10 protein-coding genes are annotated in these 13,149 nt (G+C 59.5%); 2 read left to right on the forward strand and 8 right to left on the reverse strand.

Annotated features, from left to right (window positions below):
- From GVI59_RS08910 to GVI59_RS08945, 8 genes are all read right to left on the reverse strand, one after another.
- The gene (locus tag GVI59_RS08910) at window positions 1-1,107 is read right to left on the reverse strand and encodes a hybrid-cluster NAD(P)-dependent oxidoreductase (RefSeq protein ID WP_173573927.1); all 1,107 of its coding nucleotides are present in this window, start codon (window positions 1,105-1,107) and stop codon (window positions 1-3) included.
- The gene (locus GVI59_RS08915) at window positions 1,104-2,360 is read right to left on the reverse strand and encodes an aromatic ring-hydroxylating oxygenase subunit alpha (RefSeq protein ID WP_173573928.1); all 1,257 of its coding nucleotides are present in this window, start codon (window positions 2,358-2,360) and stop codon (window positions 1,104-1,106) included. Before GVI59_RS08915 ends, GVI59_RS08910 begins: the two co-directional genes overlap by 4 nt.
- 204 nt (window positions 2,361-2,564) lie before the next feature.
- Complete coding sequence (locus GVI59_RS08920) at window positions 2,565-3,935, reverse strand: L-serine ammonia-lyase (protein ID WP_173573929.1); 1,371 nt, start codon at window positions 3,933-3,935, stop codon at window positions 2,565-2,567.
- A gap of 219 nt (window positions 3,936-4,154) precedes the next feature.
- Entirely contained in the window at window positions 4,155-4,694 is a 540-nt protein-coding gene (locus GVI59_RS08925; RefSeq protein ID WP_173573930.1) for a sarcosine oxidase subunit gamma, read from the reverse strand.
- On the reverse strand, window positions 4,687-7,719 hold the full coding sequence (locus GVI59_RS08930) for a sarcosine oxidase subunit alpha (protein WP_173573931.1): 3,033 nt from the start codon (window positions 7,717-7,719) through the stop codon (window positions 4,687-4,689). Before GVI59_RS08930 ends, GVI59_RS08925 begins: the two co-directional genes overlap by 8 nt.
- A complete protein-coding gene (locus tag GVI59_RS08935) occupies window positions 7,716-8,021 on the reverse strand; it encodes a sarcosine oxidase subunit delta (protein WP_173573932.1) in 306 nt (101 codons plus the stop codon). Before GVI59_RS08935 ends, GVI59_RS08930 begins: the two co-directional genes overlap by 4 nt.
- An 87-nt stretch (window positions 8,022-8,108) precedes the next feature.
- Window positions 8,109-9,365 (reverse strand): sarcosine oxidase subunit beta family protein, encoded by a 1,257-nt coding sequence (locus tag GVI59_RS08940; protein ID WP_173573933.1) that lies wholly within the window; start codon window positions 9,363-9,365, stop codon window positions 8,109-8,111.
- Window positions 9,366-9,713: 348 nt separating this feature from the next.
- The gene (locus GVI59_RS08945) at window positions 9,714-10,064 is read right to left on the reverse strand and encodes a RidA family protein (protein ID WP_173573934.1); all 351 of its coding nucleotides are present in this window, start codon (window positions 10,062-10,064) and stop codon (window positions 9,714-9,716) included.
- A gap of 320 nt (window positions 10,065-10,384) precedes the next feature.
- Between GVI59_RS08945 and GVI59_RS08950 the strand changes: the two genes are divergently transcribed.
- Both GVI59_RS08950 and GVI59_RS08955 read left to right on the forward strand, forming a co-directional pair.
- Window positions 10,385-11,200 carry a glycosyltransferase family 32 protein gene (locus GVI59_RS08950; protein ID WP_173573935.1) on the forward strand — a complete coding sequence of 272 codons (816 nt, stop codon included), beginning with the start codon at window positions 10,385-10,387 and terminating at the stop codon, window positions 11,198-11,200.
- 84 nt (window positions 11,201-11,284) lie between these two features.
- Entirely contained in the window at window positions 11,285-13,030 is a 1,746-nt protein-coding gene (locus GVI59_RS08955; protein ID WP_173573936.1) for a glycoside hydrolase family 32 protein, read from the forward strand.
- Window positions 13,031-13,149: the final 119 nt, after the last annotated feature.

Genomic DNA, 13,149 nt, shown 5'->3' on the forward strand with positions numbered 1-13,149 from the left:
TCAGCGTTCGATCACCACGTCGCTGGTGGGCTTGGAACAGCAGATCAGGATCATGCCCATATCGACTTCGCGCTGGCGGATGCCTCCTTCGTGCTTCATCTCAACCGTGCCGGACACAAGTTTGCACTTGCAGGTTCCACACAGGCCTTTTCCGCAGGACGCAGGAACACGCATGCCCTCGGCGCGGGCGGCGGAGAGAATGTTCGTATCCGCGCCACATTCGATCTCACGACGACTTTTGGTGAAGTTGACCTTATATGTCGTCTCACCGGGTTCCGGCGCGGCGAAAGCCTCTTCAAGTTCGCCCTGCATGAGCGTGGCGAAATCGAAACTTTCCTCATGATGACGGGTCATGTCGAAACCACTGTCGGCAAGCAGCGTGCGGACTGCGGCCATATAAGGCTCCGGACCGCAGACATAGACCTCGCGTTCCAGAAAATCAGGAGCGACCAGCGGCAACATTGAGGCAACGAGGCGTCCACGCAGTCCCGACCAGCGACCGGAGGGCGTATCGCTCTCACAGATCGTGGAAGCGCGGAATCCGGGCCAGCGCTGCTCCATCAGCGCCAGTTCCCGCGCGAAAATCAGATCATCCGGGCTGCGGGCGCTGTGAAGAAAGACCACATCCGCCTCTCCACCGAGATCCATCAGCGTGCGGGACATGGACATCATCGGTGTGATTCCGCTTCCTCCCGATAGAAACAGAAACTTTTTCGATAGACTGTCAGCGCAGGTAAACTCTCCTGCCGGACCGGTAACCTTCACTTCCATCCCCGGCCGTAGCGTGTCGTGCAGCCAGTTCGAGACCGGCCCTTTCGTCACACGCTTCACGGTGATCGACACGCGATCCGGTCGGGTCGGCGCGGAGGACAGTGTATAGCTCCGGTTTATTTCTTCTCCCGATGGGCCGCATGGAAGGGAAAACGTCATGAACTGACCGGGCTGGTAGGAAAAACGGCGCACCTGTGGAGCGGAAAACACGAATGTCTTCACATCATGCGTTTCGTCGATGACCTGACGGCAGACAAGCACCTCGTCCCGCTCCGGGTCCCACAGAGGAGCGGAAGCAAGACCGTCCAGTTCCGCAAACACGCCGTCTGTCGTCATGCCAGAGCCGCCTTCATACGACCGATGTACCAGGCAGAAAATTTCTCAACCAGACCTTCCGTGTAAGGAGAGTATGGCCCGGCCTCAAAGGCAGGATCGGTCGCCCCCTGCTGGGAAATTTCGACGAGATCCGCATCCTGCTGGTTCGTCGCCTGCCAGACTTCCGTCAGACGTTGCAGATCATAATCAACGCCTTCGACCGCATCCCTGTGCACGAGCCATTTCGTGCGCACCAGCGTCGTGCCTGCATCCAGCGGGAATACGGCGAAAGTGACAATATGGTCGCCCATGAAATGGTGCCATGAATTGGGCTGGGTCCAGAAAGACAGGCCACCGATCGCCTTGTCCTTCAGATCTCCCAGCGGGATGCGGCAGGCTGCCCTGGTGTCCATCGTCTGGCTTTCACCAGAGCGATCGATCGGCAGCCGTTCGGTCCGGAAACCCGTGACCATGTCATCAAGATGCTCGACTTCACGGGACGGCAGCCCCTCACCTTCCCAGCGCGCATGGCATGTGGTGGCCAGTTCCGCATAACGCTGTGCGTCACGCTGACTTTCTTCATCCAGCGTTCCGGGCGCATAGCCGAAACCATAGGCAAAAAGCGGAATGGTCAGTTCAGGATGGTTCGGGCCGCAGTGATAGCACTCGCGGTTGTTTTCCAGCGTGAGCTTCCAGTTTCCTTTCTCGATGAGATCGGACTCGAACGCCACCCGTGTGTTTTTCAGATCGTGCGGCGCAAGATACGGCTCCATGACACGGGCCATGTCCTCGATATCTTCCGGCGGGTTTTCAGCAAGACAGATAAAGATCAGCCCGGCAACGGAACGCACCGCCACTTTTTTCAGGCCACGACATTTGAGGTCAAAATCTTCCCCCATATGTTCGGCAAATTTCAACGCGCCATCAATTCCATAGGTCCATGAATGATAGGGACAGACGATGTTTCCGATCATCGTCTTGCCTTCAGGGATCATGCGGGCGCCCCGGTGACGACAGACGTTATGGAACGCCCGGATGGCGTCATCATCATCACGCGTGATGATGACGGATGATTTTCCGATATTGACGACCATCGCGTCACCGGGTTCGGCAACATCCGGCTCGACACCGACATAAATCCAGTGCTGACCGAAAATATGCTTCATGTCTTCATCGAAGATGCCCTCATCCGTGTAGAACGGCGCTTCAAGGGCGAAACCCGGCTTGCGTCGGGCAAGGAGGGTTTTGAGCGTTTCTTCAGTTTGACCGGACATGACGGCGTTTCCTTCCCGATCCGACTCTGGTTCGACAACACCCAGTATGCGACTTTCAGAAAACTTTAATTTCCGAATTACGACATATTTTTATACCGTAACGACTTTGATGCCCGACTGTCCAATCCAAAAAGAACCAGGAACTTTTCTTACAAAGACGTCTCCTGTTTTATTGTTCAATATCAATAGGATAATTAAAATATATCAGCACTCGGGAAAACGGACCGCCAGACCACCCAGAGAGGTCTCCTTGTAGCGGCTGCTCATGTCCTTGCCCGTCTCGTACATTGTCTTGATCACGTCATCGAGAGAGACGTGATGGGACCCATCTCCCCGCATGGCCAGTGAGGCAGCGTTGATCGCCTTGATCGCCCCAAAGGCGTTGCGTTCGATGCACGGGATCTGCACAAGACCGCCCACCGGATCGCACGTCATGCCGAGATGATGCTCCATCCCGATTTCCGCTGCGTTTTCGACCTGCTCCGCCCCTGCCCCCAATGCCGCTGACAGGCCAGCGGCCGCCATGGAACAGGCGACACCCACTTCGCCCTGACACCCCACCTCCGCTCCGGAAATGGACGCGTTCCGCTTGAACAGACCACCTATGGCGACAGCCGTCAGCAGAAAATCACGCTCTCCAGTCCGGGATGAGCCGGCGCTGTAATCACGATAATACCGGAGAACGGCAGGAACAACGCCCGCCGCGCCATTGGTCGGCGCGGTAACGATACGCCCACCTGCCGCGTTCTCTTCGTTCACCGCAATGGCGAACAGACTGACCCAGTCCATGATCTCGTGGGCCGTGCGGACATTGCGGAAGCGATCCGCCTCCAGCCGGTCACGGATGGCCGGAGCGCGTCGTTTCACGCCGAGCCGACCAGGCAGCACGCCTTCCGTTCTCATCCCGCGATCGACGCACGCCATCATCACGTCGATGATGCGATCCACATAGGCCAGCACCTCTTCCACCGGACGCAGGGCGCTCTCATTGGCCAGCACGATCTCGGGAATGCTGAGGCCACTCCTTCGGGCACAGGCAAGAAGCTGCGTACCGCTACGGAAATCGAATGGCACATTGACGTTCTGGGGAACGGCCTCCGCGTTCTTGTCTTCCGGCACGACAAAACCGCCGCCGATCGAGCAGTAACGACGGATCAGAATGGCCTTTCCGTTTCCGTCCGTGGCAAGGAACTGGAGCGTGTTCGGATGGACGGGAGGCACCGTCTCCTTCTCAAAGACAATGTCCTTGTCAGCATCAAACGTGAAAATGCACCCACGCGGTCCAAGCTCATGCGTCTCGCGCATACGCACAAGAACGGCCTCGGCCTCATCGGGATCAACCATGTCGGGATGCAGACCACCCAACCCGAGAATGACGGCGCGATCCGTGGCGTGACCCACTCCCGTCCATGCCAGAGAACCATAAAGCGTAACCCGGACATGCAGAGGATGAACCGCTTCTGCCGCGAGCGCAGCCAGTTCGGTGATAAATTCCGCAGCGGCCTTCATCGGACCGACCGTGTGAGAGGAGGAAGGACCAATGCCGATCTTGAAGATTTCAAAAACACTGATCATGGCGAACTTTCCGATATGCCTTTACGCAGCTCGCCCAGAGCTCACGTCGAAAGTGCCGTGTGGACCGTCCTTGCGAGGAACCACTTCGATAAACTGCGAAGCCGAAGCGCGTTCCCCCTTGAGGAGAAACGCGCTTCGAACCATTCATTCAGACAAAACAAATACCGTAATAATCTAATCTTTTCCGAACGATCCGGAAAAGCTCATAAGCGCAACCCATCACCAGGCCGCGTCGAGAGCCGCCGCATCCATCATGGATGACAGATAGGGCCCGAAGGAACGCCACACTTCCAGATGGAACGTGTTTTCATCCGTGCGCCAGACCATACCATCAGCCTTGCCGAACAGCGTGCGCGTGACCATCCCGACAGGAAAGGACCGCTCCCGCATGTCCAGTGGACTCAATGCCGCCAGCGTGTCACGCAGCTTTTCGCCTTCCAGTGTCCAGCCGATCTGACGCTCCGAAACCTCCACCAGACTGTTCGGCACGGTGCCGAGATAGGTGGTGACGGCTTCAGGCAGTCCAGCGTCACCCGTAATGATGAACAGTTCCTGCGGCGCGAGACGCAGCAGCGTGCAGTCACCCGCAGCCGCACTTTTCAGCATGGCTGGAGTCTCGGACAGACCGAAGGCTCTGGCTGCGCCTTCCAGTGTGTCTTTCCGTCCCTGAAGGGCGAAGCGACGCCCTCCCTTGAGCGGCGTGGCCGTGAAGCCTGCACGGGAAACAGCCAGTGAGTTGGAAACAGAGACGTCAGACATTGAGGCGGGCTCCTTCCGCGTCATAAAACACCGGACTGGTGACGGTGACCGGGATCACCTTGTCTTCCATCGGCACGTAGAGGGTCTGTCCCATCCGGGCACGCCCACCGGACACCATGGCGAGAGCGATGGACCGGCCCAGCGTGGCGCTGTGATAGGACGAGGTGACATGACCGATCTTGTTCATCGGGATGACCTCATTCGGGCTGGCGACAAGCTGCGCGCCCTCTTCCAGCACTTCCTGCGGCGCTTCCGTGTAGAGGCCGACAAGCTGGTAGCGGTCGGGGTCCTGCATCGCCGGAAGAGCCAGCGAGCGCTTGCCCACGAAGTCTTTCTTCAGCTTGCTGACCGCCCAGCCACAACCGGCGTCAGCTGGCGTCGCCGTGCCGTCGGTTTCCTGCCCGACGATGATGTAACCTTTCTCGGCGCGCAGAACGTGCATCGTCTCCGTGCCATAAGGCGTCATGTCGTAAGGCTTGCCCGCCTCCCAGATGCGCTCCCACACTTCCAGCGCACGGCTCGGCGGCACGTTCACCTCGAAGCCAAGCTCACCGGAGAAGCTGACGCGGAACAGACGCATCGGAATACCGCCGATGGTGCCTTCCACGACGCTCATGTGCGGCATGGTGGCGTGCGAGATGTCGAGACCGTCCACGAGCGGCGCGAGAACCTCGCGTGCCTTCGGCCCCTGCACCGCAATGACCGCCCACTCTTCCGAAGTGGAAGTCAGCCAGACATTGAGATCCTGCCATTCAGTCTGGAGATAGTCCTCCATCATGTTCAGAACGCCAGCCGCACCGCCCGTCGTGGTGGTGACGTGGAAGCGATCCTTGGCGATACGACCGACAACACCGTCATCATAAACAAAGCCGTTTTCACGACACATCAGACCGTAGCGGCACTTGCCGACACCGAGCTTGGTCCAGCCGTTGACATACATCCGGTTCATGAACTCGGCGGCGTCAGGTCCGACAACCTCGATCTTGCCCAGCGTGGTGGCGTCGAAGATGCCGACGCTCTTGCGGACAGCGAGGCACTCACGGGCCACGGCGGCATCCATGTCCTCGCCCGGCTGCGGGAAGTAGCGGGCGCGACGCCACAGACTGACATCCTCGAAGACCGCGCCCTTGCTGCGCGCCCAGGGGTCGATCGGCGTGCGACGATCCGGATCAAACAGGTCGCCACGCTCATGACCGCTGAAAGCGCCAAACGTCACCGGCGTGTAAGGCGCACGGAACGTGGTGAGACCGATCTGCTGTTTCGGGCGACCCAGCGCACTGGAAGCAATACCGAGCGCGTTCAGGTTCGAGGTCTTGCCCTGATCGGTCGCCATGCCGGTCGTCGTGTAGCGCTTGATATGCTCAATCGAACGGAAGCCTTCACGCACGGCAAGCTTCACGTCCTTGGCCGTCACGTCGTTCTGGTAATCGACGAACGCCATGGCCGTCAGACCCTTGCCACGACGGGGCAACGCACCGGTGAAACCACCGCGACCGATGGCGTCACTCGTCACTTCCCACAGAGGAAGATCGACCTCCCCCTCGAAACCTGCATCTTTCGCCGCTGCGACACCAGCCTTCAGGCCATCGGCCAGAACTTCGCCAAGGTCGTAGAGGCCACGGCAGGAACCGGTCGAACGCTCGGCCTGCGCGGACTCGCCCGGCAGATAGGTGTCGAGTTCGGCGTTATAGACCACCTTGCCCTTGGACTGGGAGAACAGGTGCAGGCTCGGCGTCCAGCCACCCGCCATGAGCAGCAGGTCACAACGATGGTTCTTGCCCTCGCCCACATCGCCACCCGGCAGAACCGGAGCGAGTTCGACGCTGTGAATACGCTGCGAACCATGAGCGCGCTGAACCGTGCTGTTGGTCAGCACCGTGATGCCCGCGGCCTTTGCCTTGCGGAACAGTTCAGAGTCCGGCTTGGGACGAATATCGACGATGGCAGCGATTTTCACGCCTGCTTCAAGCAGATCGAGCGCCACGCGATAGGCGCTATCGTCCGCCGTAGCGATGACAGCCCGACGCCCGCAGGCCACGCCATACCGGTTGAGGTAGGTCTGAGCCGCGCTGGCGAGCATGACGCCCGGACGGTCATTGCCTTCGAACACCAGCGGACGCTCAATCGCACCGGATGCGATAACCACCTGCTTCGCACGCACCTGCCACAGACGCTCACGCGGTGTGGCCGGGTTGGGTGCGCTCAGATGGTCAGTCAGGCGCTCATTGAGCGCGACCATGTTGTGCGGGCCGTAGTTGAACACCGTGGTGCGGGTGAACATCCGCACGTTGGGCAGTTTCTTCAGTTCGGCGACCGTGCGCTCGACCCACTCGGAAGCAGGCAGACCATCGATACGGGACGCGCGGTCAAACAGCAGGCTGCCACCAAATTCCGCCGTCTCGTCGGCAAGCATTACTTCCGCACCGGCTTTCGCAGCCGTCAGAGCCGCCGCCAGACCAGCGGGGCCACCACCGGCCACCAGCACGTCGCAGAACGTATACTGGAAGGCGTAGTGATCCGGATCAGGCGCGGTCGGAGCCACACCCAGACCGGCGGAACGACGGATGATCGGCTCATAGACCTTGGTCCAGAAATTCCGGGGCCACATAAAGGTCTTGTAGTAGAAGCCTGACGGAATCAGCGGCGAAGCGAGATTGTTCACCGCACCCATATCGAACTGCAAACAGGGGAAACGGTTCTGGCTCTGCGCCGTCAGACCGTCATAGACCTCGACCTGTGTGGCGACGAGGTTCGGCGTCTGTAACGCAGGCCCGGAACCGACGGCCACGACGGCGTTCGGCTCGTCGGAACCGGCGGAGATCGGGCCACGCGGACGGTGATATTTGAAGGACCGGCCCATCAGGTGGACGCCGTTCGCCAGCAGCGCCGAGGCGAGCGTATCGCCCTCGAACCCTTCAAAGCTGCGACCGTCAAATGTGAATCGCACAGGACGGCGCGTATTGACGCGACCGCGACCGGGAACGCGGCCAAGAGTGCGGCCAGAAGCACGGGACAAAAGACTCATCGTGCAGCCTCCGCAGCCTGTTCCGGAGTGACTTCCGGACGTGGCTGTCCGATTTCATAAGTGACAACGAAACGATCCGTCCGCGTGTCGCGGATGGCGTTGAAGAAGCGGTTGCAGCCGTGGGCATGACGCCACCGCTCGGCGATCAGCCCCTTCGGGTTGTCGCGCATGTAGAGAAACTGAGCCCATTCCTCGTCGGTCAGGCTCATGGGATCACGGGGACGGTCGATATGAGCCTCGCCCCCGTTTGAAAATTCGACTTCGGCTCGTTCCCCGCAATACGGGCAGCGGATCAGCAGCATGACGCACTCGCTCCTCGGAGCAGACCGGATGTGAAAACTCGTGCCGTTATCGGCGATGATTCCTGAAGCATAAGGTGGGACACCATCTCAGTGCGCCACCGCCGCTGCCGCCGCTTCGTCAATCATCACGCCGTCACGGAAACGCTCGATGGTGAAGGGCGCATTGATCGGATGCGGCTCGTTCTTCGCGATGGTCCATGCAAACAGGTTCGCCGCACCCGGCGTCGCCTTGAAGCCGCCCGTTCCCCAGCCGCAGTTGACGTAAAGCCCCGGCACCGAGGTCTTCGCCGTGATGGGTGAGCGGTCGGGAGTGTTATCCGTGATACCGCCCCACGAACGCATCATGCGGAGGCGACGGAACATCGGGAACAGCTCGCAGATCGCCGCCAGCGTTTCGGCCGGAATATGTAGCCCACCGCGCTGTGTGTAGGACACATAGGAGTCCGTGCCCGCGCCGATCACCATCTCGCCTTTGTCAGACTGGCTGATATAAGCGTGAATGGTGTTGGACATCACGATGGTCGGGAACGCAGGCTTCACCGGCTCGGAGACAAGCGCCTGAAGCGGATTGCTCTGCAATGGCAGACGGATGCCTGCCATTTCCAGAACGACCGAACTGTGACCCGCCGCCGAGACAGCAACCTTCTTCGCGTTAACCGTGCCCTTCGTGGTCTCGACGCCGGTGACAGCGCCATCCGGACCACGATTGATTCCGGTCACTTCGCAATTCTCGATGATGTCCACGCCCATGTCGCTGGCGGCGCGGGCAAAACCCCACGCCACGGCATCATGACGGGCCGTGCCAGCACGACGCTGAAGCGAGGCGCCCAGAACCGGGTAACGAATGTTGGACGAGATGTTCAGCGGCGGACAGAATTCCTTCGCCTCTTCCGCCGACAGCCACTCGTTGTCGATTCCGTTCAGGCGATTGGCATGAACGTGACGTTTGAACACCTGCACGTCATGCACGGTGTGCGCCACCATCAGACATCCGCGCTGACTGAACATGACGTTGTAGTTCAGTTCCTGCGAGAGATTTTCCCACAGTTTCAGCGAATGCTCGTAATAGGACGAACTTTCGTCGAACAGGTAGTTCGAGCGAATGATGGTGGTGTTACGGGCAGTGTTGCCACCCGCCAGCCAGCCGCGCTCGATCACGGCGATATTGCGCAGCCCGTGCTGTTTGGCGAGGTAATACGCCGCACCGAGACCGTGGCCGCCGCCACCGACAATGATAATATCATAAGCCTTCTTTGGCTGCTCGACGGAGCGCCATTGCGGCTTCCAGCCCAGATGGCCACCGAGAGCCTTTCTGGCCAGGGAAAGAGCAGAAAATCGTTCCATATCCGTCCCGCATCACAACAGGTTCATGAAGCGAGCATGCGCCCCGAAATCAGGGGTCGCTGGTCAGGATCAGACGGGAAACTTGAACAAAGACGACATGGTGAAAATTTTTATCGAATTCGAAATGAACAATCCTGATGGACCCGTCGTCTCAGGGACTCTGGATAGTGATCAAACGGATAAAATGATGATCCTGTTTACAGGAACACGCAGCGGGACTGGAAAAAACCTCAGATCCCGAAAGAAGCAGCGACGCTGCCCGATAACTCTGCACGGATAAGGGGCATTATCCAAAATACGGCAGAGGAGTCTCCCGCCTGCACGAAACCGGCAGGCGGGAAAGAAGCCTTATTTCGTCGTGACCAGCATGATCTCAACAAGCATCTTCGGGTCAGCCATGACAGCCTGCACGCAGGCGCGGGCCGGTGCACCGTTCTCCGGCAGCCATGCGCTCCAGACTTCGTTCAGCGCAGTGCGGTCATTGATATCCTTCAGCCAGATCTGGGCCTGCAGGATACGGGTCTTGTCCGTGCCGTGCTCTTCCAGAAGCGTATCGAGCTGCTCAAGGATGTCCTGGGTCTGGCCCTTGGCGTCTTTCGTAAGGTCACGGGCGACCATACCCTGTGTGAAAACAAAGCCGTGATACTCGACGGCCTTGGACAGAATCTGGTTCGGTTCTGTGCGAAGGATCTTGCTCATGATGCCATCTCTCTTTCTTCGTGGCAGGTTAACGGGCGCATTCTTAACAAATTTACGCGCCGTATCACAATCGGTCGCAGCACAGCGGCAACCGTCAGGGTGACCAAGGTGATCCGGAATCACTACCCAGCCTGAGTGTTCCTGCTTCCGGCCTGTCTGAAGCCCTCCCCTCTGGCAGCAACGTGACCTCCTTCACGAGTTGACAACGGAACCTGCCTGAAAGACCGCTGAACCAATGAATCGCACAGCGCTTTTCAATCTTCATGGAAGACCTATAGTGAGCGCTCTGACAGAAACATGAAATCCGCAAGAGAATGTCATTGACCCCTGATGCCCCGCCCGAACTCTCCGCCGTCTATCGTGGCGAGAAAATGCCCTGTTTCGGGCTGCTGGCGTCCGGCATCGAGAGCGGCTGGCTTCCTCAGGTAAAACCATCTCACGGCGATACTCTGCCGGAGGGCATCCCACACCGCATCGCCCAGTACTGGCATTCTCCCACCCTGCCGGAAGAGGTGCAACGCGCTGTCGAGACCATGAAGGCGCATAATCCGCGCTTCGCACATCATCTGGTCTGCGATGAGTCCGCCAGAGCCTTCATCCAGCAGCATTACGGAGAGGAAAAGGCGCGCCTGTTCGATGCCTGCTTCCACGCTACGATGCGTTCTGATTTCTGGCGTCTGTGCGACCTTTACGAATATGGCGGACTGTACGTCGATGTGGATACCACGGCGCATGCCCCTCTGGCGCGCATCGCCGCCGGAGCGGATTTCAGCTGCATGCTGACCTACGCCATCGGTCAGCCCTGGTGCATCAATAACGGCTTCATCATCGCGACACCCCGGAATCCGGTAATACACGCCATTCTGACCCTGATGTTCGACAACGTCTCACGCTTTGTCCGCACGGGCCAGTTTGAAAATGTCTGGGTCGAGACGGGACCGGGCGTCACGACAATGGCGACCATGCGCTGGCTGGCGAAGCAATCCGTCGATCATGGTGTTTCACCCGCCGCAAGCGGGCTGATATTCCGGCCCTATACTGCCGTCACTGACGCATTCAATGATGCGGATATGGCTTACAAGGCGCTCCCTGAAGGAAACTGGCGGGGCGCCACCCCCACTGGCCAGAAACAGTAACGCCTTCCAATACTCCCGCGCCTGTCAGCTGACGCTCGAAAAAAGTCAGCACCGCCTCCATGTTCACATTCTGAAACCGGTCTTATGCCAGACAAGAAAATCTCCCGATCAGAACTCTCCAGTCCGGGACGCCGCGCCGCCCTGTCTTCACTCGTCACGCTCGGTGCGACAGGCTGCCTTGCCGGGGTTGCCGCTCATGCAGCAGAGACGACCGGAACGCCCTCCACACCCACGACGCCTCTTCCTCCGCAGGCTCCGGATCACACGCATGACGCCGAGCCCAACGCTTCGCATCCCTCTCCGGCCGATCAACCAGGAAACGCGCTGATGCATCCCGCAACGGAAACCCCTGCGGACACACTGTACCGTCCCTCCGTCCATTTCAGCCCCACCACAGGCTTCATGAACGATCCGAACGGCCTGGTGTTCGATGGCACGCGCTATCATCTCTACTACCAGTATGATCCGTTCGCGCCGTATGCGGGACACGTTCACTGGGGACATGCAACCAGCACGGATCTTCTCCACTGGCAGGATCAGCCGATCGCCATTCCCGAGACCAGGGCGGGAGAAGCCTATACGGGCTGCGCTGTCGTCGATGAGAAGAACACGTCCGGTCTCTTCGCGTCCGGCGAAAGCGGGATCGTAGCGCTTTATACCCGCGCCAGTCCCACCGAGCAGGCCCAGTATCTCGCGGTCAGCAAGGATCAGGGACAGACTTTCACGGAATACGAGCACAATCCGATTCTGGATCTCGGCAGCAATTCCTTCCGTGATCCGCAGGTCATCTTCCACAAACCTACACGACAGTGGGTCATGGTGGTGGCGAAATCCCGTCTGCACCAGATTGCATTCTACGCTTCCACAGACCTGATCCACTGGGTGCATCTCAGCGATTTCGGCCCGTCGGGACTGTTCGGCGTCGATTACGAATGCCCCAATCTGCTGGAAGTGCCGGTCGAAGGCGGCGGGACGTGCTGGGTGCTGTTCGTCTCCGTCAATCCGGGCGCGCCGCTGGGAGGCAGCACCACGCAGTATTTCATCGGCAGTTTCGACGGCTCGCGCTTCACGCCGGACGATACCGTGATCGGCCTGACGGACTTCGCCAAGGACGCCTACGCGCTGCAGGTCTACAGCAACATGCCGAAGGACGAGGCTGTCTCGATCGCATGGTTCGGCAACTGGCAATACTGTCAGGAACTGCCGACACGGACATGGCGCGGGTGCATGACCCTGCCACGCACCATGACGCTGAAACGGGATTTCGCCGGCTGGCTGCGTCTGGCCCAGCAACCTCGTGGCGTGGAGACCCTGTGGGACAGGTCGCTTTCCTTTCAGCCACGCCGACTTGCTGCCGGAACCAGTGTGCAGACCGCCATTCCCATCGGCTCAGCCCTTGACCTGAGTCTGAGCGCGACTGTGGATGAACGGCCTGCGGGACTGCCTCCGGGCGACAAGGGCCGCACCGGACGCTTCGTCATCACATTCGGCAATGAACAGGGCGAAGCCCTGACGATCGGGTTCGACGCCTTTTCCGGCCAGCTCTGGCTGGATCGCGGCAATCTGCGCGGCTTCTCCCAGCCTTTCTTCACTGGGGAATTTTCGACAGTCCTCAACCCTGACGACCGGCATTTCTCCATTCGCGTCATTCTCGATGCAAGCACGCTCGAAATCTTCGCCAATGGCGGCCTTTCTGTAGGAACGGCCCTGATCTACCCATCCGCGCCTCTCAGCTTTCTGCGTCTTGAAACATCAGGAGCGGGCGCGATGGTGGACAGCATCAGCCTGCACTCCCTCCGCAGGAGCATGGAACGGGAAACATCGATCTGAGCACGTGAATGCCGGGTTGGAGCCGCTTTCAACGGGGCTCCGCTCGGCATAGGCCCCTGGCCCGATCTTCTTCAAAACCGCGTCGTCCGGCCACCTGATTCCCTTCGGGCGCAAACTGT

The organism is Acetobacter sicerae, from assembly GCF_011516765.1.
In the GTDB taxonomy this organism is placed as follows: domain Bacteria; phylum Pseudomonadota; class Alphaproteobacteria; order Acetobacterales; family Acetobacteraceae; genus Acetobacter; species Acetobacter sicerae.